This window comes from Acidocella sp., assembly GCF_013044125.1.
In the GTDB taxonomy this organism is placed as follows: Bacteria; Pseudomonadota; Alphaproteobacteria; order Acetobacterales; family Acetobacteraceae; genus Acidocella.
Window position 1 is genome coordinate 1 of the sequence record NZ_JABEVC010000121.1, and the last position, 21,276, is coordinate 21,276.

Here is a 21,276-nt window from a genome sequence, read left to right on the forward strand (position 1 = left end):
AGGTGTCGGTGGTCATGATCGCCTGCGCCGCCGCGGCGAAGCGGTCAGCCGCCAGATTGGCCTTCAGCGAATCGAGCGCCGCGACGATTTTATGCGCGGGCAGCGGCTCGCCGATGACCCCGGTGGAAGCCAGGAAAATCTCGCCCGGCGTGGTGCCCAGCGTGGCGGCGGCGGCGGCGGCGGTGGTCTCCACCGCGCGCACGCCAAGGATGCCGTTGAACACGTTGGCGTTGCCCGCGTTAACGACGAGGCCGCGGGCGAGGCCGCCCTTGATGGCTTCGCGGCAATAGCTCACCGGCGCGCCGGGGCAGAGATTTTTGGTGAAAACCCCTGCCACCGTCGTGCCTTCGGCGAATGCGGCGAGCAGCACGTCCGTGCGGCCCTTATAGCGGATTCCCGCCTCGCCCGTGGCCAGCCGCACCCCTGCCAGGGGTGGCAGTTCCGGCAGCGGCAGCGCCAGCGGGGAGGTGGGAATCGGCCCCGCCATTATTGCGCCGGCGCGGCCTGCGGAGCGGCGGTGCCGTCCGCGTTGTAGACCTCAACCTTAACCTTGCTGCGCACATCGGCCAGCGTGGCCTTGATGGCTTTATCGGCAAGGTCCTGGCGGATCTGCGCCTGCACATCGGCCAGCGCCGGGGTTGGCCCCTGGCGCTTGCCCTCGCAGAGGATGACATGCCAGCCAAACTGCGTCTGCACCGGGGTCTTGGTGTATTGGCCGGGCTTCAGCGCAAAAGCGGCGTCCGCGAAGGCGGGGACCATTTCATCCTGGCTGAACCAGCCCAGCTCACCGCCGTTGGCGGCGCCGGGGTCGATGCTGTCCTTCTTCGCCAGGGTGGCGAAGTCAGCGCCCTTGTTCAGCTGGTCGATGATCGCCTGTGCCTCGGCCTGGGTTTTCACCAGGATATGGCGGGCGTCAATCTGTTCGGGGCCGGGCTTGCCGGCATAGTCCTTGTTGTAGGCGGCCTGCACGGCGGCGGGCGACACGGAAGCGGCGATGTGCTGCTGCACATAGGCGTTTTCCAGTTTTACATCGGCGGCGGCGGCCATCGCGGCGGCAACGGCGGGGTCTTTCTCCAGACCTTCTTTTTTGGCGGCAATGAGCAGCGCCTTGCGGTCAATCTCCTGGCTTACCAGGATCGGAAACAGCTGGTTGGGCGGCATCTGCTGCATCTGCGGCGGAATGTCCTGCGCGTCGGCCTGAATATCGCTGAAATGGATCTTCATCCCGTTGACCGAGGCAACCACCGGGTCAGCCTGCGGCGCGGGGGCGGCAGCGGCGGGTTTCGCCGGGGTGGACTGGGCAAACGCGGCCGGAGCGGCGAGACCCGCCATCAGAGCCAGGGCCGAAATCTTGAGAGTGAAACGCATGGAGCAAAATACCTTCCAGTTTTGCGCACCTATGAGCCAACTGCCGAAATCCGGCAAGGCGGGGAAGCTGGCTTGTTGCCGGGCGCGGGGCGATTTTGTATGCCCGCGGCATGATCATCCGCCCCCGCTCCACCGCTTTTGGCCTGTGGTTCATCCTGCGCGGCTCCATCGTTCCTGATATCGCCTCCCGGCTGGTGGCCGTGCTGGCTATTTCCATCGCGGCCGTGTGGCTGCACCATGCGGCACCCGGGTATTTCCGCGATCTGAACCCCGCGCCGTTCACCCTGCTGGGGCTGGCGCTGTCGATCTTTCTCGGTTTTCGCAACAACATCTGTTACGAGCGCTGGTGGGAAGGCCGCAAGCAATGGGGGGAGCTGGTGGCCGTGAGCCGCAGCCTGCTGCGCGAGGCCGTGACCCTGCTGCCCGGCGATACCCGCCGGCGCGTGGCGCACCGCGCCGTGGCCTTCGCCCATGCCCTGCGCAACCAGCTGCGCGATATACCCGAGGATAGCGCGCGGGCATGGCTGACGCCCGCGGAATGGGAGGCGCTGCCCCCGGGACGCAGCCGGGCGGCGGCGATTTTGCGGGCGCAGGCGGCGGAGCTGAACGAGGTGCGCCGCCTGGGGGCGCTTGGGGACATGCTGTACCGCGAATTCGCGGACCAGCTGGCGGCGATGAGCGCCGTGCAGGCCGCCTGCGAGCGCCTGCGCACAACCCCGCCGCCTTTTGCCTACTCGCTGCTGCTGCACCGCACCGCCTGGCTGTTCTGCCTGCTGCTGCCCTTTGGCATGGTGGACAATCTGGGCCTGGCCACGCCGTTCCTCACCATGATCCTGGCCTATGCCTTCTTTGGCCTGGACGCGCTGGGCGAGCAGCTTGAGGAGCCGTTTTCCCTCTCGCCGAACGGCCTGCCGCTGGACGCGCTGGTGCGAAATATCGAAATCGCGGCGGGGGAGGCGCTGGGCGATGCCACCCTGCCCGCGCCCCTGCGCCCGGAGCAATTCCTGCTTTTATAAAATTTATGCAAAGTTTTTACAGACGCCCGGGCGCGAAAAACAGGCCGCGAATTGACCCTGCCCCCCCCCGCGACTATGTGAACGGCGCAGAACCCTCTTTAGATATGCGGAATCCGCCCAGAAATGTTTGCCAGTCTTGCCCGCGCCGTCTTCGGTACCAGTAACGACCGTGCCTTGAAGGGGTTCCGGCGCCGCGTCGCCGCGATCGCCGCTTTCGAGCCGGCGCTGAGCGCGCTCAGCGATGAGGCGCTGCGCGCGAAAACGGAGGAATTCCGCGAACGGCTGGAAAAAGGCGAGAGCCTGGACGAGCTGCTGGAGGAAGCCTTCGCGGTGGTGCGCGAGGGGGCCAAACGCGTGCTGGGACTGCGCCATTTTGACGTGCAGATGATCGGCGGCATGGTTCTGCATTCCGGCAAGATCTCGGAGATGAAGACCGGCGAGGGCAAAACCCTGGTCGCCACGCTGGCCGTGTATCTCAACGCCCTGCCCGGGCTTGGGGTGCATGTTGTCACCGTGAACGACTATCTGGCCAAGCGCGACGCCGAGTGGATGGGCCAGCTCTACCGGTTTTTGGGGCTGACCACGGGGATCATCATCCCCGGGCTGGACGATGCCCAGCGCCGCGAGGCCTATGCCGCCGATATCACCTACGGCACCAATAACGAACTCGGCTTTGACTATCTGCGCGACAACATGAAGTACCGGCTGGAGGACATGACCCAGCGGCCGTTCAACTTCGCCATCGTCGACGAGGTGGACTCCATCCTGATCGACGAGGCGCGCACGCCGCTCATCATCTCCGGCCCCTCCGACGAGCCGACCGAGCTGTACAGCAAGGTTGACGCCGTGGTGCAGGCGTTTTTGCAACGCGGCCGCAAGGAGGACGGCACCCACGAATTCTACGAGAAGGACGAGAAAGCCCGCACCGTGGTGATGACCGACCACGGCTCGGAGATCGTGGAGGACATGCTGCGCGAGGCCGGGCTGCTGACCGAGGGCAATCTCTACGATATCTTCAACATCTCGCTGGTTCACCATGTGCAGCAAAGCCTGCGCGCGCGGGTGCTCTTCACCCGCGATGTTGATTACATCGTGCGCGATGGCAAGGTGATGATCATCGACGAGTTCACAGGGCGCATGCTGGAAGGCCGGCGCTATTCCGACGGGCTGCACCAGGCGCTGGAAGCCAAGGAAGGCGTGACCGTGGAGCGCGAGAACCAGACTCTCGCCTCCATCACCTTCCAGAACTACTTCCGCCTCTACCCCAAGCTGGCCGGGATGACCGGCACGGCGATGACCGAGGCTGACGAATTCGAGCAGATATATAAGCTCCAGGTGGTGGAGATCCCGACCAATGTGCCGGTCAGCCGGATTGACCATGACGACGAGATCTACCGCACGGCGCCGGAAAAATACGAAGCCGTGGCCAAGCTGATTACCGAATGCCGCGAACGCGGGCAGCCCGTGCTGGTGGGCACCACCAGCATCGAGAAATCCGAGATCATCTCCGAGTTGCTGAACCGCAAAAACATCAAGCACAGCGTGCTCAACGCGCGTTTCCACGAGCAGGAAGCCAAAATCGTGGCGCAGGCCGGGGCGCCGGGCGCCATCACCATCGCCACCAACATGGCGGGCCGCGGCACGGATATCAAACTCGGCGGCAATTACGAGATGCGCGTGGCGCTGGAGCCGGAGACGCCGCCGGAGGTGATCCGCGCGGAGATCGAGGTCAATCACGCGAAGGTGAAAGAGGCGGGGGGGCTGTTTGTCATCGGCACCGAGCGCCATGAGAGCCGGCGCATCGACAACCAGCTGCGCGGACGCTCCGGCCGCCAGGGCGACCCCGGCGGCTCGCGCTTCTTCCTCTCGCTGGAAGACGATCTGATGCGCATCTTCGGCTCTGAACGCATGGGCGGGATGCTGCAGAAGCTCGGTCTGCGCGACGGCGAGGCGATCATCCACCCGTGGATCAACAAGGCGCTGGAGAAGGCGCAGAAAAAGGTTGAGACGCGCAACTTCGACATGCGCAAGAACGTGCTCAAGTACGATGACGTGATGAACGACCAGCGCAAGGAGGTTTATGCCCAGCGCCGCGAGTTCATGAGTGCTGAGAATGTATCCGCAGTGGTGGCGGAAATGCGCGAGGATGTGATAAATACCCTGGTCGCGCAGCGCATCCCCGAGCGGGCCTTCGCCGAACAATGGCAGAGTGCTGAGCTGGCGGAGGATGTTGCCCGCGTGCTGGGTCTGAGCCTGCCGATCGTGGACTGGGCGGCGGAAGAGGGGATCGATGAGAACCATCTGCGCGAGCGCATCATCGCGGCCGCGCAGGCGCAGGCGGATGACAAGGCGCAGCGTTTTGGCGCCGAGCTGACCAACTATATCGAGAAATCAATCCTGCTGCAGACGCTTGACCATGTGTGGAAGGAGCATCTGCTGGCGCTGGATTATCTGCGCCAGGGCATCGGCCTGCGCTCCTACGGCCAGCGCGACCCGCTGAACGAATATAAGCGCGAGGCTTTCAAACTCTTCAACGCCATGCTGGATGAGTTGAAGGAGCGCGTGACCCAGATGGTGGCGCATGTGAGCATCGCCGAGGCACCGCCGTCACCGCCGCCGCCGGTGACGATGGAGAACCACCCGCTGCCCGGCGGGATGACCGGTGAGCTGGCCCTGGCCGAGCCGGTGGTGCAGGCCCAGGCACCTTACCGCGAGGATGAGGTAGACCCCGCTCGCCCGGAGACCTGGGGCGCGACGCCGCGCAACGCCGCCTGCCCCTGCGGCTCGGGAAAGAAGTATAAATACTGTCATGGGAAGATTTAGAGTGCGATCGTTTGAGGCTCGCTCGCCTGAGCGAGCCGAAAGCGTGAATCGCCCTCGGAAAAATAGCCAGAGTGCGATCGTTTGAGGCTCGCTCGCCTGAGCGAGCCGAAAGCGTGAATCGCCCTCGGAAAAATAGCCAGAGCGCGATCGCACTTAAAGCGATCAGGCTCTATAGCGCCTTCAGCGAATAGCGGCTCTCACCCGGCGCTATTCGGCCGCCAGCGCCTGCCCGGGGTCCACCATTTCCACGGCCTTTGAGAAATCCACCGAAAGCAGGCGGGAAATTCCGCGTTCCTGCATGGTCACGCCGTAGAGGCGGTCCATCCGCGCCATGGTGAGATGGTGATGCGTGACCACCAGAAAGCGGGTGCCGGTTTCGCGCACCATGTCTTCCAGCAGGGTGCAGAAACGCTCGACATTGGCATCGTCCAGCGGGGCGTCCACCTCGTCGAGCACCGAAATCGGCGCCGGGTTACATTTGAACACGGCGAAAATGAGCGAAAGCGCGGTGAGCGCCTGCTCGCCGCCCGAGAGCAGAGAGAGCGTACTGAGTTTTTTGCCCGGCGGCTGGGCGTAGATTTCCAGCCCGGCTTCCAGCGGGTCATCCGAGCCGACCAGCGCCAGATGCGCCTTGCCACCGCCGAACATGCGCGAGAACAAGAGCTGGAAATGGCGATCGACCTCGTTGAACACGGCCGAAAGCCGCTCGCGGCCCTCGCGGTTGAGGTGGCCGATGGAGCCGCGCAGCTTGGCGATGGCGGTGGTGATCTCGGCGCGTTCGCGCTCGATGGTGACGATGGCCTCCTCCGCCTCGGTGACCTCGATATCCGCGCGCAGGTTGACCGGGCCGACTTCCTCGCGCTCACGCGTCAGGCGCTCCCAGCGCCGGCGGGCTTTCTCCTCGGCCTCGGCGGTGAGTTCAGCCGGGGGCTCTGGCAGGGCCGGGTTGGCGCCCAGGCGCTCCAATATGCGCTCGGCCACGGTGCCCCAGGCATGATTGGCGGCGGTGATGTTGCCTTCCTCGCGGGCGCGGGACTCACGCGCGGCGCTGAGCGCGCTCTCGGCGGCGCGGGCGGCGCGGGCGGCGGAATCTGCCTCGCGCTGGGCGCTGCGCAGTGCCTCGGCCGTGCGGCTGTGGGCGGCTTCGGCGGCGGCCTGGCTCTCCAGCGCCTCGCGCCTTGCGGCGGCGGCCTGTTGCGGGGCGGCTTCCAGCGTCACGATCGCGGCGGCGGCTTCATCGTGCCGGGCGGCGAGGTCGGTCAGCCGGTCGGCGGCGTCAATCCCGCGCTCATTCCACCCTGCCATCTCGTTGTTGAGGGATTCCAGACGGCGGGTGCGGGCGGCATCAGCGGCGCGCAAGGTTTCAAAATTCTGCAGGGCCGCGGATTCGGCCTGGCGAGCCTTGGTGAGCGCGGCGCGGGCGGCCTCCACGGCGGCACGGGCGGCGTTTACATCGGGGAGTTGCGCGGCGCTGGCCTTCACCTGGGCTAGGGCGGCATCGGCCTCGGCGGCTTCATGCGCCAGCTGGTCGCGGGTGGTGCGCGCGGCGGCTTCACGCGCGCCGGCGCGCTCGGCCTCGGCGGCGAGGCGGATGGCCTCGGATCGCGCGCGGTCAAACCGCTGTTCGGCGGTGCGGCGGGCCTCGCGCGCGGCGGTCTCGGCGGCGCGGCGGGCCTCGCGCACATGGGCCTCGGCGGCACGGGCGGCGCGTTCGGCGGCTTCAGCGGCGGTGCGCGCCTCGCGGGCCTGGGCGGCGGCATCACGCGTGGCGGCGCGCTCGCGTTCCAGCTCGGCCAGGCGGTTGCGCTGCTTCAGCCGTACGGCGGCCTCCGAGGCGGCGCCGGCGCGCACGGTATAACCGTCCCAGCGCCACACCGCCCCCTCACGCGAGACGAGGATCTGCCCGGCAGTGAGGTTGCCCTGGTGCAGATTGCCGTCCGCCCCCTCGGGCAGCAGCAGGATATGCGAGAGCGCGCGGGTGAGCGCTGCTGGCCCCTGCACCAGATTGGCAAAGGTTTTCAGCGGCACCACGGAGAGTTCCAGCAGCGGCAGCTTGCGCCAGTGGCGGGCGGCGTGTTCATCGGCGCTGGCGGACAGCTCCTCGCGCAGTGCTGCGCCCAATGCGGCTTCCAGCCCTGGGGGGACTGTGATCTGGTCAAGAATCGGCGCCGAATCGCGGCCGAATTTCTGCGCCAGAAGGGCGGTCAGCGCGTCAAACTCAGTGGTGACTTTATGCGCCGCCGACTCCGCCGCGGCGGCCTCCGTGCGGGCGGCGGCCAGGGCGCTCTCGGCAGCGGTGCGCGCGGCGGCGGCCTCGGCTTCGGCCTGCGCGCGGGCGGCCTCGGCAGCGGTTACCGCCTCGCGCGCGGCCAGCAAGGCGGCCTCGGCGGCGGTGCGCTCGGCCTCGGCAGCGGCGAGGCGCTCGGGCGGGACCATGCTGGCTGCGATTTTATTGTATTCGGCCAGCGCCTCGGCGGCGCGGGCGGCGGCGCGGCGGGCGCGCTGATCCGCCTCGGCCAGGGCGCGGCGCGCGGCCTCGCCCTCGGCGGCAATGCGGGCGGCCTCCTCGGTGGCCCGGGTCGCGGCGGCCTCGGCGGCGCGCATCGCTTCCAGCGCGGCATCCTCGGCGCGGCCGGCGGCCTCCAGCGCGGCGGGGGCGGAGACCACCTCGGCCAGCAGGCGGGTTTGCTCCTCCTCCAGCCGGGTGCGCGCGGCCTGGGCATCAACCACCAGTCTTGTGGCGTGGGCATGGTCGCGGGTCAGCGCGTCCAGCCGGGTGCGGGCCTCGCCCAGCGCGGCCCGGGCGCGGTTTTCCACCTCGGAGGATTGTTCAGCCGCGATGCGCGCGCGCTCCAGGCCGGTGCGCGACTCGGCCTCGGCCGTGCGCAGTTCCGGCAGCGCGGCTTCGGCGCCGGTGGCGCTGGCGGCGGCCTGCCCCGCGGCGGCGGCGGCCTCGCTCACCCGTGTTTCGGCCAGGGCGAAGGCTTCACGCGCGGCATCACGCGCCAGCGCGGCCATGGCGCGCTGGATGGCCAGCAGCTCCGCCTCCGCGGCGCGGATATTGCCCGAGAGATTGCGGTAGCGCGTGGCCTGGCGGGCCTGTTTGCGCAGCTCGGTCAGCCGTGCCTCGATTTGTGCTTTCAAATCATCGGCACGGGAGAGATTCTGTTCAGCGGCCTTGAGTTTCAGCTCCGCCTCATGGCGGCGGGCGTGCAGCCCGGTGATACCGGCGGCTTCCTCCAGCAGGGCACGGCGTTCATCGGGCCGGGCGTTGACCAGCGCGCCGACGCGCCCCTGGCTGACCATGGCCGAGGCGCGGGCGCCGGAGGCGAGGTCCGCGAACAATGTCTGCACGTCGCGGGCGCGGGCCTCCTTGCCGTTGACACGGTAGGAGCTACCCGCGCCGCGCTCGATCTTGCGCGAAATCTCCAGATCGGCCGATTCGTGGAAGGGCGGCGGTGCCAGCCCTGCGGTTTCCTCCAGCGTGAGGGTGACCTCGGCCAGATTGCGCGAGGCGCGCCCGGCGGTGCCGGCGAAGATCACGTCTTCCATCTCGGTGCCGCGCATGTTGCGGGCGTTGGCCTCGCCCATGGCCCAGCGCAGCGCCTCGATGACGTTGGATTTGCCGCAGCCGTTCGGGCCGATCACGCCGGTCAGCCCCGGCAGAATTTCCACCGTGGTGGCATCCGCGAAGCTTTTGAAACCGGCGATGCGCAGGCGGGCGAAACGGGCTGGCACGGGGGCTCCTGTTATCCGGCGGCTTTGGCCACGGCGGCGGCGAAATCATCATACGGCATCGCGCCGGGGTACATTCGGCCGTTGATGATGAAGGTCGGGGTGGCTTCGATATGGTCCAGCGCCTCGGCCTGCTGCTGGCCCTTCAGGATGAAGGCCCTCAGCTTATCGTCAGCCAGGGCGGCGTCGAAGGTTGCCTGGTCCATCCCGGCCAGGGCCGCGTATTTGAAGAGGGAGGTGCGATAATTCTCGTTGGGCTGGAAGGCCCAATCGTTCTGGGCGGCAAACAGCGCCTCGATGAAGGGGTAGTATTCATCCGGCGGGAGGTAGCGCGCCACCTGGGCGGCCATCAGCGCCACCTGGTCGAGCGGGAAATCATGATAGATGATTTGTAGCTTGCCGGTATCAACCAGCTTGGGCTTGACCTGCGGCATGGTGACCGTGGCGAATTCCGCGCAATGGGTGCAGGTGAGCGAGAAATATTCATACGCCGTGACGGGGGCGTTGGGCGAACCGATGGAGCGCTGGCCGAACGGCGAATTGGGACCGGCATTGGCGGGAACCGGCGCGCTGGCAGGCACAACCGCCGGGGCGGCGGCGGGCGGCGTGCTGGCGGCGGCCTGGGCGATGGGCTGATTGCGCCCGCGCAGGTAGAGCGCGGTCCCGCCGGACACTGCGGCGGTAGCACCCACTAGGGATAGTATGTTACGGCGAGTTGCAAGCATTTTTACCTCTATATGTAGTGTAAGCAAATTCAGGCGGGTGAGTCGAATCGGCATTTCAACCGCGGCTTTTAATCCCCTGGTAGAGTTTAGCCAGCGCCTCGCCCAGCGGGCCTTCGGGCAGGTTTGGCGGCGGGGGGATGGGCGCGCGCGGCATGGCCCGGGAGACGGGCGCGCTCACGCCCGGCGCCTGCTGCACGAAACGCAGGCGCTCAACCATGCTCTGCCCCAGGGACAGGTTGAGCCGGGAAATGATCTGGGCGGCGCGCATCTGCAGTTCCATCGCGGTGGGGCCGGTGCAGGCCAAAGTGAGCGTGCCGGCGGCGAATTTGAGCGGTGCGGCGCGCGCGGCAAGCTCCGGCCCGGCCAGCTGGGGCCAGTCCGCCAGCAGCGCGGCGGCGGCGGGGGCGCGGCGGCGGAAGGCCGGGCGCAGCACCGGCGCCAGCAGGCCCGCGATGCCGCGCGGGGCATAGTTGCGCGGCCGCTCTGCAACCGGCACATCCTGATTCTGTGAAACCCGTTTCCTGCGCTCCGCCACCCGCCAAAAAACTCCTCTCATGGTATGCCGCCCACCGGCGGCACCTGCCCTGGCGCGCCGCCCCCGGCATGCCCGCCGAGCCCTACCATGTGTGGCTCTCGGAGATCATGCTGCAACAGACCGTGGTGGCGACCGTGACGCCCTATTACGCTAAATTTCTGGCCGCGTATCCTACAGTTGAGTCATTAAGCGCGGCGCCGGTGGAAAGCGTGCTCGGGATGTGGGCGGGGCTTGGTTATTATGCCCGCGCGCGCAATCTGCACGCCTGCGCGCAGGCGGTGGCGGGGCTGGGGGCGTTTCCGCGCAACATAGAAGGGTTGCGCGCGCTGCCCGGAATCGGCCCGTATACGGCCAATGCCATCGGGGCGATTGCCTTTGGCCTGCCGGTGCTGCCGGTGGATGGCAATATCGAGCGAGTCGCGGCGCGGATTTTCGCCATCGGCACCCCGCTGCCCGGCGGCAAGAAGGAAATCGCCGCGGCGGCCGGGGGGTTCATGGAGGATAAAGCCGCGCGGGCGGCGCCGGGAGATTTCGCGCAGGCGCTGTTCGACCTTGGCGCCACCATCTGCACGCCGCAAAACCCAAATTGCGGGCGCTGCCCCTGGGCGCGCCAATGCGCTGCAAGGGCGCGGGGCATCGCCGCCGCCCTGCCGGTGCGTTCCCCCAAGCCCGCGCGCCCGCACCGCACCGGCACCGCCTATGTGCTGCTGGATGCCGCCGGAGACGTGCTGCTGCTGCGCCGCCCGCCGAAAGGGCTGCTGGGCGGCATGCTGGTGCTGCCCGAAGAGCCGCCCGTTGCCGCGCGCTGGCGCGATGGCGGGGCGGTTGAGCATGTGTTCACGCATTTTTCGTTGACACTGAGGGTGCTGGCCGCGCGCTGCGCGCGCCTGCCCGGCAGCGCCTTGCGCGCACCCGCCGCCACCGCGCCGCTGCCCAGCGTGATGCGAAAGGCGCTTGACGCTGGCCGCCTGGCGCTGGACGATGCGCCATGATTGCAAATCCGCATGACGGGCTGATGGCCATTGATACCCATGTCGACATTCCCTGGCCGGACGGCCCCAGCCCGTTCGAGGACGGTCCGCGCTGCGTCGACCTGCCGAAGCTGAAGGCCGGGGGGATCGCGGGGGTTTGTTTTGCCGCCTATGTACCCCAAGGCCCGCGCGATGCCGCCGGGCATCTCGCCGCCCACGCCCGCGCTTGCGCGATGCTGGACGAGATCGCCGCGATGGCCCCTGCGAGCGGGCACGGCGGCATGCTGGCGCCCACGGCGGATAAAATCGAGGCCGCCTTCGCCGCCGGGCGCACCGCGATCATCCCGGCGATTGAAAATGGTTACGCGATCGGCAAGGACATTGGCGCGCTTGACGATTTTGCCGCGCGCGGGGTGCGCTACATCACCCTCACCCATAACGGCCATAACGAGATCGCCGATGCCGCGATCCCCCTGCCCAGGCTTGGCGATGCGCAGGCCGAGCACGGCGGCCTCTCCGCCTTTGGCCGCGAGGTGGTCGCGCGCATGAACGCACTTGGCATGCTCATCGATGTTTCCCACGCCGCCAAAACCAGCATGATGCAGGCGGCGCAACGCTCGCGCGTGCCGGTGCTGGCCACCCATTCGTGCATGCGCGCATTGTGCGACCACCCGCGCAACCTGGATGACGAGCAGCTCGACATGCTGAAGGCCACCGGCGGGCTGGTGCAGGTGACCATGGTCTCCAACTTCCTGCGCCCCAAGGCGCGCGCGGCGGAGCTGAGCGTGACCGATATCGTTGACCATATAGATTACGCGGTGCGGCGCATCGGGGTTGAACATGTCGGCATCGGCACGGATTTTGATGGCGGCGGCGGTGTGAGCGATTTCATGAACGCGGCGCAGGCGCCCAACCTCACCGCCGAATTATTCCGGCGCGGATATGAAAAGGCGGATGTGGCGAAAATCTGGGGCGGCAATTTTCTGCGCCTGTTACGCCAGGCTGAAGCGGCGCGGGTTTAGGCTGATTGCTTTAAGCGCGATCGCACTCTACCTTTATTTTGCGATCAATTTCATTGGGTTAGTTTGAATCTGGCGATTCAAGCTAAACCAATATTGATCTAACCCCCGCGCGGTTGCGGCGCGGCGGCGATGAGTTGGGCGGTGTAGGCGTGGCGGGGGGCGGCGATGAGGGTTTTCGTGTCGTTCATCTCGACGATGCGCCCTTCATGCAACACGGCGATGCGGCTGGCCATGTAGCTCACCACCGCGAAATCATGGCTGATGAGAATGTAGGAAAGCGCCTGCGCGGCTGCGAGGTCTTTCAAAAGATTGAGGAGCATGGCCTGGGTTGAGACATCCAGGCTGGAGGTTGGCTCATCGAGCACGATGATGTCAGGTGAGGCGGCCAGCGCGCGGGCGATGGCGACGCGCTGCGCCTGCCCGCCGGAGAGCGAGCCGGGATAGAGTCCGGCCAGCTGCGCATTGAGGCCGACGCGGCGCAGCAGGGTCTCCACGTTTTCGCGCAGTTGCGCCTGGGAGAGCTGGCCTTGCAGGCGCAACGGCTCGGCGATGATCTCGCCAATGCGCAGACGCGGGTTCATGGATTCACGCGGGTCCTGAAACACCAGTTGCAGACGCCGGCGCCGCGCCCGCCCGGCGGTGCCGCGCAGTGTGGCAAGGTCTGTATCCTCCAGCAGCACCTGCCCCTCATAGGGCAGCATTTGCAGCACGGCGCGGCCAAGCGTGGATTTGCCCGAGCCGCTCTCACCCACCACGCCCAGGCACTCGCCGCGGCCCAGGGCAAAACTGGCGTCAAGCAGGGAGGGGGGCGCGGTGGCGGCACGGAGCCAGCCGGATTTGCCCTTATAGCGCACCGTGAGATTGCGCACCTGCAATTGGGGAGGGAATGTCCGCGGCGGGGCTGTTGAAAAAGTCTCGGCGCCGGCTGGGCGGTCCCGCACCGGCCGCGGATAAAAACAGGCGGCGGTGGTGGCGCCGAATTGCGAGGGCGGGGGAAACGCCGCCTCGCAATCAGGCTGGCGAAACGCGCAGCGCGGGGCAAAGCGGCAACCGGGCGGGCGGGATTCAGGCTCGGGCAGGCTGCCGGGAATATTATGCAGCCGCGCCTGGCCAACGCGCGCGACGGCACCCAGCAGCGCCTCGCTATACGGGTGGCGCGGATGTGCAAAAAACTGTTTCGCGCTGCCCCACTCGACGGATTTTCCGGCATAGAGCACCTGCACGGCATCCGCGTGCGCCTCCACCACCGAGAGGTCATGCGTGACGAAGAGTACCCCCATGTTCAGCTCGCGGCGCAGCCGGGCGATGAGTTCCATGATCTGGCGGGCGATCAGCGGGTCCAGCCCGGAGGTTGGTTCGTCGGCGATGAGCAATTTGGGCGAGCAGGCGAGCGCCATGGCGAGCAGCACGCGCTGGCGCTGGCCGCCGGAGAACTGGTGGGGGTAGTCATCAAGCCGTGCCGCCGCGTTGGGGATGCCGACCTCGCCCAGAAGCTCCAGCACGCGCGCGGTGCTTTTGCCGCCGCCGTTATGCACGCGCCAGGCCTCGGCGATCTGCGACGCCACGGTGCGCGAAGGGTTGAGCGCCGCCAGCGGGTTCTGGAAGACCATGCCGGCATCGCGCCCGCGCACGCGGCGCAGCGCGGATTCGGGCCGTTGCGTGAGGTTCTGCCCGCCCAGCCAGATGTTGCCGGACAGACGCGCGCCAGGGGGCAGCAGGCGCATGATGGAGAGCGCCGCGACGGTCTTGCCTGAGCCGCTCTCGCCCACCAGCGCCAGCATTTCACCCGCGTTGATGGTGAGGTTCAGACCGTCGAGTATCGGCACATCGCGGCCGCCGCGCGGCAAGGCGGCGGAAAGATTTTCAACGCGCAGCACCGCGCTCATCGCACATTGCCCCAGCGGGCCAGCAACCCCTGGCCGGTGAGCGAGGCGGCCAGCAGGGAGGCGAACACCAGCAGGCCGGGCGGAAGGATCAGCCACCACGGGTCCAGCGCGATGATGTTCAACGCGGATTGCAGCAGGCTGCCCCAGCTCACTTGCGGCGGTTGCACGCCAAGACCCAAAAAGCTGAGCGCGCTCAAAGAGAAAATAGCATCACCCACCATGAAGGTGCCGTTGACCACCAGCACCGGCGCCATAACGCGCAGCAGATGCACGCGCGCGATATAAAACCGCGAGGCCCCGGACTGCTCGGCCGCCAGCACAAAATCCCGCCCGCGCTGGGCCAATGCCTCGTTGCGCACGAGGCGCGCCAGGGCGGGCCAGGAGATGAGGCCGAGCAACACGACGAGGCTGATGTTGTTGAGCGGCACCAGCGAAGCGAAGAAGAGCAGCACGATCAGGCTGGGCAGGGCCAGCATGGCATCGAGCAGGCGCATGAGCATATGGTCCAGCCAGGTGGGCGCGAGGCCGGCGGCCAGGCCATAGGCCGCGCCGGTGACAAACGCGAGCGCCGCAGCCGGGAGCGCGACCGAGAGCGTGGCGAAACTGCCCGATAAAATGAGCCATAATTCGTTACGGCCCAACTCATCCGTGCCCAGCGGAAACATGAGGCTGGGAGGTTGCAGCGCATATGCGGGGTGGATGGCGTAGGGGTCCGCCGTGACCAGCAACGGCGCGATGAAGCCGAGACAAAATATCAATCCGCCCAGCGCCAGCCCCGCGCGCAACCCGGCGCGATTGGTCATAACTTGCTACTCATAGCTTGCTACTCATAGCTTGCTCTGGGGTCGAGCAGGCCGTTCACCACATCCGCCAGCAGGTTGCCCAGCACGGTGAGCAGGCCGATGACCAGCACGATGGCGATGAGGATGGGATAATCCTGCGCCAATGCGGAACGCCACATCAGCCACCCCAGGCCGGGATAGTTGAAGACCGACTCCACGATGACGCCGCCGGTGAAAATATACGGAAACGAGAGGCCCAGCATGGTGACCAGCGGGCGCAGCGCGTTGCGCAGCACATGGGTAAAAAGAATAGCGGTGAAACCAACACCTTTCGCCCGCGCGGTGCGCACATAGTCACGCGCCAGCTCCTCATGCACCGCCTCGCCGAAATAGCGCGAGAGCGGCGCGGTGGTGAACAGCGTGACGGTGATGACCGGGAGCACCAGATGCGCCGCATAGCTGGCGAGGCCCGGATGCGCGAGGCGAAGGTTGACCATGCCGCTGGCCGGCAGCCAGCGACGGCGCACGCAGGTCCACAGCACCAGCATGGCAGCCACGAAAAACGGCGGCAATGCATAAAACCCGAGTTGGAACGCGCCGATGAACCGGGCCGGCCAGCGCCCAAAATACACGCCCTGCGCCAGCCCCAGCAAAATCGACAGGAATGTGCTGAGCGAGATGGCGAGGGCGTAGAGGAGCAGCGTGTTGAGCTCATAGCGCCAGAGCAGCGCGCCCACCGGGCGGTTGAGCAGATAGGAGTAGCCCAGCTGCCCATGCGCCAGATGCCACCACCACAGGCCGTATTGTTGCAACAACGGCTGGTTAAGCCCGAGGCGGGCATTGAGCTGCGCGACGGAAGTGGCGTTCGCCTTGAGGCCGAGGATGGAATAGGCCGGGCCGCCAGGCGTGAGATGCGCCATGAAGAAAACCAGAGTGACCAGGATGAGGATGGAAAGCCCGGATGCGGCCAGCCGCCTTGCCACCATGCGGATCATGGCGCGGGGGCCGTGCAGAAGAGTTTCTCCGGCGCCCAGCCGCCCAGCGGGTTGATGAAATCGCCCACGCCGTGCAGCCCGTTGCGCACCAGCAGCGAATATTGCTCGTTGGGCAGAAAAATGACCGGCTGCTGCGCGCTGGCGTAATCCTGGTAGGCATAGAGCCCGGCCATGCCTGGCTCTTCAGTGCTTTGCGCCACCAGCGCGTCCATTTTTTTGTCGCTGTAGCCGTTGTTGTTCAAATATCCGCCGGTGACGAACAGGTCTTCGCCGGAGGGGTAGGCGGCGAGACTTTCCCCGACCAAAATCGCCTCCCACGCATGCGGCTCGTGCACCATCTGGCTCAGCATCTTGTTGAATTCGACCTGCCGGATTTGCATCGCGATCCCCACCGCGCGCAGATCCTGCTGGATCAGCTCCGCCATTTCGATGCGCAGCGGCTGCCCGGCTGGAATTTCCAGCGTGAAGGAAATTTTCTGGCCGCCTTTGTGCGCGATGCCATCCACCCCTGGCGCGTACCCCGCCGCCGCCAGCAGCGCGCGCGCTCTCGCGGGGTTGTAGCCCACCGGATAATTCCCAGCCTTTGCCGCGGGGGAGAGAAAAATGGGCGGCACCACCGGCACCGGGCCGTAATCGGGCAGGCCGTGGCCATGCATGGCGAGGCTGATGATTTGCGGCTGGTTGATCGCATCGGCGATTGCCTGGCGGACCCGCACATCACCGAAATAGCGCGTGCGGGGGTTTGCCAAATTCGGAATCAGCTCCTGCCAGGCATAAGCGGGCGGCAATGTGAGCACATGCACGCCGGGCAGGTGCGCTGCCTGCGCGTAGAGGGCAAAGGGCAGATTGCTCATATCCAGATCGCCCGATTCCACCGCCTGCAATTCCTGCCCCTCGGCGTTCTCGAACTTCATGATGAAGCGCTTGAAGTGCATCGGCGCGCCGCCGTAGCGCGGGTTGGGGATAAAGGCCGCATCGACGCCCACGGTGAAGCCGCTCAGCAGCAGCGGCCCGTCGGATACGCGAAAAAACGCCGGGCTGCTCTGGCCCTGCCAGATCTGATCGGTGTTGTATCGCGCCCAGGCGTGTTCGGGCAAAGGGGCGAGTTGCGGCAAGCCGTTGAGGATGAACCAGTCCGGGTTGACCCGGTGCTTGAGCACCACCTGGAAATGCGCGGCGTCACTGGCCGTCAGGCTGGCGATGAGGCCGGGCATGCCGCCCGCGCCATAGCCGGCATAGCTGGTGCCGTAAGCCTTGATGAGCTTAAAGGCGTAGAGAACATCCTGCGAGGTCACCGGCACGCCGTCAGACCATAGCCAGGGCCGCATTGTCACATCATAGGTTTTGCCGGCATCCGGGGTGGTGACGCTGCTGGCGATGCTGCGCTGCCAGTTGATCTGGTGATCGCGGTTGATCCACAGCAGGGATTCGAACATCAGCCCGGCGGCTTCGGCGTTATAAGCGGAGGTGATGAACAGCGGGTTGAAGGAGGTGATGTCCGCTCCCGGACCGATGCCCAGCCCTGGCGGGATGATGATGGTGCCGCAATTGCCCGGTTCTTGAGGCAACGCGGGCGTTTGGGCGAAAGCAGGCGCGGCGGACAAAAACAGCGCCGCCGCCCAGGCCCTCAAGCGGCGGGGGCGGAAGTCTGCCATGCCAGCGCGCCGGGCTTGTGGCAGGCCGGACAGAGCGCTGCCCAGTTTTCCTGGGGCGTATGGCAGGCGCTGCACACCCAGGCCGGTTTTGCCCCGCCGCCGGGGGGATTGCCCTCCAGGCTGGCCAGCACATCGCGCGCGCGCGCATCCGTGGCGCCTGCCGCAATCGCCGCCTGCGCGTGGCGCCTGGCTTCCGCCGGGAGGGCGGCGTGGAGCGATGTTTGCGCCAACAACAGCTCGGCCTCCGCATGGCCGGGATTTTCCGCCGCCAGCTCCGCCGCCGCCTGCACCTGCTCGATCAAACCGTTCACCGGCGCCAGATAGGCCTGCGCGATGAGCGGATTGGGCGCTGCCGCCCAGCCGGCGCGCAAGGCCTTGCCGGCGGCGCGCGGTTTGCCCGCGGCGCGCAACGCCTGCGCCAGGGCCACCACAGCCGGGGCCAGTTTGGGATCGGCCTTTACCGCCTGTTTGGCGAAGCTCAGGGCCTGGCCTTTTTCCGTGCTCGTCTGCGCCGCCGCCGTGGCCAGCGCCGCCACCTCGGCGGGCGCCTGCGTCAGCCGCAGCGCCGCGCGGAAATCCTGCTCGCGCAAGGCCAGATCGAGCCGCTGGGCACGCACCCAGGCACTGCCGGGGTAGCGCGCCTCCGCCGCCGCCGCGTGGGTTTTGGCGGTCTCATGGTCACCTTGTTCCAGATGATGCCGCAACAGGCCGCGATGGCCCAGAAAGCTCATTTCCTCATGCTGGCTAAGCTGCGCGAATGCCGCCTGCGCCTCGGCGGCCTTGCCGGCAAGCCGCGCCGCCTCGGCGGTGATCAGCAGCACCAGCGGCGTGTCGCCCAACAGTTTTTTCGCCCGCCCGGCCTCGGCCCAGGCGGCCTTGGCGTCCTCGGCGGCGAGCGCCACCAGCCCGCGCTGCACGGCGACCTCGCCCAGCCTGTGCCGCCGCCCGCCGCGCCAGGCGCTGAAGCCCCCCGGCGCGCGGCGCAGCCCGCCCGCCACGCGCAGCAGCACTGTGAACAGCAAGGCGATGAGGAACAGCAGCAAAAGCGCGGCGGGGACCGAGGTTTCCACCGTATAGCCGCCGGAGGTTGCGCTTACGCTGCCGGGCAGCCCGCCGATCCACCATGCCAGCAGCAGAACAACCGCCGCGATGAGGATGAATTTGACCGCGCGCAGCATGGCCTATGCCTGCCCGGCCAGGGCGATCAGCGCCGCGCGCGCCGCCAGCAGGGCCTTTGCCTGGACCAGCCAGCCGCCCATGGCCTGCTGCGTGGACTGGCTAAGCGTGCCCACCTGCGCCACCGCGCCGGCAAGGTCTCCGGCGTTCAGCAGCGTTTGCGCCTCGGCCAGCACGCCGGAAGCAGGGCTGCCGACGAGCACATGCGAGCCCTGGCGGATGGTGATGAAATTATCCAGCCGCAGCAGCACGCGCGCCCAGACTCCGCCCTGGGCGTTCCCGGCGATGCTGGCGGCCGCTGCTGCGGCCGCGGCGGCGGGGAAGCCAAGGCGCAGCGCCGCCGCCGTGGGCGGCGCCGTGGTGGCGAACTGCGCCAGCGCTGGCGGGGCGTTGGCGATGGCGCCAAGCGGCATCCCGGCATCCAGCGCCATGCGCGCGGTTTCCATCTGGTTGAGCAAGGCGATGCGCGCGGTAAGCTTGGTTAAGTCCGTGGCGTTCACCTGCAGGGTTGTCAGCGTGCCGTGGTCGGCGGCGAGCTGGCTCTGCATGGCGTTCACCTGGGCGCTCAGCGTCGCGAATTTCAGTGACAGATCCGCCTGGGTGGCGATGCTGTCCGGCCCCGGCTGGGCGCTAGCCGCCTGGGCCCGCAGATCCGCCACCTGCGCCTGCAACACGGCGACCGCCGTACCCTGCCCGGCCAGGGATTGCTGGAGCTTCCACAAATACCCCTCGCCACCCGCCAGGATGACAAAGCTGAGCAGCAGAAACACCGGCCAGAGCGAACGGCGCGGCTTTGGCGCCGCCGGTTTCGTGGTTGCGGTCTTGGGTTCGGCCTTGGGTTTGGCCTCGGTTTCGGTCTCGCTCATGATAACAATGCCATCAGATCCGCCTCGCTAGGTGCTAATGCGGCACGAATTGCGCGCCAGGGCAAGCCACCCAGCGCGGCGGCCACCGCGGGACTGAGCGCACAGGCGATGATTCTAGCGGTGCCGGGTGGATTCAGGTGGATAAACGCGCGGGCCGACTCGGCGGAATAGAACAAGGCCGCGCCGATTTCCCCGCCCGCCAGCGCGGCGCGCGCGGCCTCGGGCAACGTGCGCAGCGGCCGAGCAGCATAGACCGTGCGGCGCACCACCGCAAACCCCGCCGCCCGCAACTGCCGCGCCAGCGCCTGCCCGTGGCGCTCGCCCACCGCCAGCACGTGCAGCCCCGGCAAGTGGCGTTCGCGGATCAACCGCAGCAGATCCGCCGCATCGCCGCTGGCGCTCTCCACGCGGGTAAACCCCGCCGCGCGCAATTTGCCGGCCGTGGCATCGCCCACGCAGAACACCGGCACGTTATGCAACGCGGGCGGCAATGCGGGCACCGCCTGGCCGCTGGTGATGATCAGCGCCGCCGGATTTGCGGGCAGATGCGCGGGCCGCGGCGTGATGGCAAGGCAAGGCGCCACCACCGGCTCATGCCCCATGGCCACCAGCCGCGCCGCCGTGGCGCTCGCGCCCGGCTCCGGCCTGGTGACCAGGATTTTCACGGCAGGAAGATGTCGGTCGGGCTGTCTGCCTTCAACTCCAGCCCCAGCTCACGGCCGATGCGCGCGGCATCCGCCACCGCGCCGGTGACGCTGCGTTTGAGCAGAAACGTGCCGTCAGCCCGGGCGACCAGCCCGGTGATGTGCAGGGTGGCGTCATCAATCAACCGCGCATAGCCACCTATGGGCGTGCGGCAGGAGCCGTCCAGCGCATCGAGCAAGGCGCGCTCAGCGGTGGCCACGGCTTTTGCCTCCGGGTCCTCGATGCCCGAGAGCAGCGAAAGCAACTCGGTATCGGCGGTGCGGACGGTGATGCCGACGATGCCCTGACAGGCGGAGGGGACCATGTGTTCCGGGCTGAGCACGATGCTGGCCTTGTCAGCGAGACCGAGGCGGCGCAGCCCGGCGTAGGCCAGCAAAGTGGCGTCAAACTCGCCGGTCTCCACCTTGGCCAGCCGCGTGCCGACATTGCCGCGCAGCAGGGAGAATTCCAGATCCGGCCGGGCGTGCTTGAGCTGCGCCTGGCGGCGCACCGAGGCGGAGCCGACCCGCGCGCCGTGAGGCAGGGCGGCGTAGGGGTCAGCCCCATCCACGACGGCATGGCTGGATGGCAAAATCAGCACATCGCGCGCGTCCTCGCGCTTGAGGGTGCAGGCCAAAGTGATGCCTTCGGGCAGGGTTGTTTCCAGGTCTTTCAGGCTGTGGACCGCGAAATCGATCCGGCCTGCCTGGAGCGACTCATGGATTTCCTTGGCGAAAAGCCCTTTCCCGCCGATCTCGGCGAGCGGGCGGTGCTGCACCGCGTCGCCCGTGGTGACGATGATATGCTCCTCGAACACCTCCATGCCGCGCAGCACCGGGCAGAACTGGCGCAGCAGGGCGAGGAAAGTCGCGGTCTGGGCGCGGGCGAGCGGGGAGCCGCGGGTGCCGGCTTTGAGCGGCAGGTCCCGGCGGTGCGGTTTCATGGGGGGTGTTACGGTTTTCACGAGGGTGGTCTAGAGCGTGCGTCGAGGAAAGAAAAGTAGTGGCAATGAGTCAGATTGTATTAGGCATCGAGAG

General features: G+C 67.4%; 17 protein-coding genes. 4 read left to right on the forward strand and 13 right to left on the reverse strand.

The genetic code is table 11. The annotated features are described in order from the left end of the window. On the reverse strand, window positions 1-487 hold a 487-nt coding region (locus HKL97_RS07620; RefSeq protein WP_291424011.1), incomplete at its 3' end, for a bifunctional ornithine acetyltransferase/N-acetylglutamate synthase. Further along, window positions 487-1,368 carry a peptidylprolyl isomerase gene (locus HKL97_RS07625; RefSeq protein ID WP_291424013.1) on the reverse strand — a complete coding sequence of 294 codons (882 nt, stop codon included), beginning with the start codon at window positions 1,366-1,368 and terminating at the stop codon, window positions 487-489. The genes HKL97_RS07625 and HKL97_RS07620, both read right to left, overlap by 1 nt. 110 nt (window positions 1,369-1,478) lie before the next feature. On the opposite strand from HKL97_RS07625, the gene HKL97_RS07630 reads away from it, so the two are divergent. Both HKL97_RS07630 and secA read left to right on the forward strand, forming a co-directional pair. Next, the gene (locus tag HKL97_RS07630; RefSeq protein WP_291424015.1) at window positions 1,479-2,384 is read left to right on the forward strand and encodes a bestrophin family protein; all 906 of its coding nucleotides are present in this window, start codon (window positions 1,479-1,481) and stop codon (window positions 2,382-2,384) included. A 123-nt stretch (window positions 2,385-2,507) separates the two neighbouring features. Next, window positions 2,508-5,207 (forward strand): preprotein translocase subunit SecA, encoded by a 2,700-nt coding sequence (gene secA, locus HKL97_RS07635; protein ID WP_291424017.1) that lies wholly within the window; start codon window positions 2,508-2,510, stop codon window positions 5,205-5,207. A 207-nt stretch (window positions 5,208-5,414) separates the two neighbouring features. Here the strand turns inward: secA and smc are convergent, their stop codons facing one another. From smc to HKL97_RS07650, 3 genes are all read right to left on the reverse strand, one after another. Then, the gene (gene smc / locus HKL97_RS07640) at window positions 5,415-8,945 is read right to left on the reverse strand and encodes a chromosome segregation protein SMC (RefSeq protein WP_291424019.1); all 3,531 of its coding nucleotides are present in this window, start codon (window positions 8,943-8,945) and stop codon (window positions 5,415-5,417) included. A gap of 11 nt (window positions 8,946-8,956) precedes the next feature. Beyond that, window positions 8,957-9,616 carry a DsbA family protein gene (locus tag HKL97_RS07645; RefSeq protein ID WP_291424021.1) on the reverse strand — a complete coding sequence of 220 codons (660 nt, stop codon included), beginning with the start codon at window positions 9,614-9,616 and terminating at the stop codon, window positions 8,957-8,959. Between the two features lie 106 nt (window positions 9,617-9,722). After that, on the reverse strand, window positions 9,723-10,223 hold the full coding sequence (locus HKL97_RS07650; protein ID WP_291424023.1) for a DUF721 domain-containing protein: 501 nt from the start codon (window positions 10,221-10,223) through the stop codon (window positions 9,723-9,725). Between the two features lie 47 nt (window positions 10,224-10,270). Between HKL97_RS07650 and HKL97_RS07655 the strand changes: the two genes are divergently transcribed. Both HKL97_RS07655 and HKL97_RS07660 read left to right on the forward strand, forming a co-directional pair. Beyond that, entirely contained in the window at window positions 10,271-11,194 is a 924-nt protein-coding gene (locus HKL97_RS07655; RefSeq protein ID WP_363238566.1) for an A/G-specific adenine glycosylase, read from the forward strand. Continuing rightward, entirely contained in the window at window positions 11,191-12,195 is a 1,005-nt protein-coding gene (locus tag HKL97_RS07660; RefSeq protein WP_291424027.1) for a dipeptidase, read from the forward strand. Before HKL97_RS07655 ends, HKL97_RS07660 begins: the two co-directional genes overlap by 4 nt. 98 nt (window positions 12,196-12,293) lie before the next feature. On the opposite strand, the gene HKL97_RS07665 is transcribed toward HKL97_RS07660, so the two are convergent. From HKL97_RS07665 to hemC, 8 genes are read right to left on the reverse strand one after another with little or no spacing between them, the layout of a single operon-like run. Then, entirely contained in the window at window positions 12,294-14,081 is a 1,788-nt protein-coding gene (locus HKL97_RS07665) for an ABC transporter ATP-binding protein (protein WP_291424029.1), read from the reverse strand. Next, window positions 14,078-14,884: an ABC transporter permease gene (locus tag HKL97_RS07670; protein WP_291424031.1), complete on the reverse strand. Its 807-nt coding sequence runs from the start codon at window positions 14,882-14,884 to the stop codon at window positions 14,078-14,080. The genes HKL97_RS07665 and HKL97_RS07670 overlap by 4 nt, the downstream gene beginning before the upstream one ends. A gap of 20 nt (window positions 14,885-14,904) precedes the next feature. After that, window positions 14,905-15,858, reverse strand: coding sequence for an ABC transporter permease (locus tag HKL97_RS07675; RefSeq protein ID WP_291424033.1), 954 nt, complete (start codon window positions 15,856-15,858; stop codon window positions 14,905-14,907). Continuing rightward, window positions 15,855-17,513 carry a peptide ABC transporter substrate-binding protein gene (locus HKL97_RS07680; RefSeq protein ID WP_291424035.1) on the reverse strand — a complete coding sequence of 553 codons (1,659 nt, stop codon included), beginning with the start codon at window positions 17,511-17,513 and terminating at the stop codon, window positions 15,855-15,857. The genes HKL97_RS07675 and HKL97_RS07680 overlap by 4 nt, the downstream gene beginning before the upstream one ends. Further along, complete coding sequence (locus tag HKL97_RS07685; protein WP_291424037.1) at window positions 17,486-18,691, reverse strand: heme biosynthesis HemY N-terminal domain-containing protein; 1,206 nt, start codon at window positions 18,689-18,691, stop codon at window positions 17,486-17,488. Before HKL97_RS07685 ends, HKL97_RS07680 begins: the two co-directional genes overlap by 28 nt. 3 nt (window positions 18,692-18,694) lie before the next feature. After that, complete coding sequence (locus HKL97_RS07690) at window positions 18,695-19,555, reverse strand: hypothetical protein (RefSeq protein ID WP_291424039.1); 861 nt, start codon at window positions 19,553-19,555, stop codon at window positions 18,695-18,697. Beyond that, the gene (locus HKL97_RS07695; RefSeq protein WP_291424041.1) at window positions 19,552-20,220 is read right to left on the reverse strand and encodes a uroporphyrinogen-III synthase; all 669 of its coding nucleotides are present in this window, start codon (window positions 20,218-20,220) and stop codon (window positions 19,552-19,554) included. The genes HKL97_RS07690 and HKL97_RS07695 overlap by 4 nt, the downstream gene beginning before the upstream one ends. Beyond that, window positions 20,217-21,182, reverse strand: a complete 966-nt coding sequence (gene hemC, locus HKL97_RS07700) for a hydroxymethylbilane synthase (protein ID WP_291424043.1) — start codon at window positions 21,180-21,182, stop codon at window positions 20,217-20,219. Before hemC ends, HKL97_RS07695 begins: the two co-directional genes overlap by 4 nt. Window positions 21,183-21,276 lie beyond the last annotated feature (94 nt).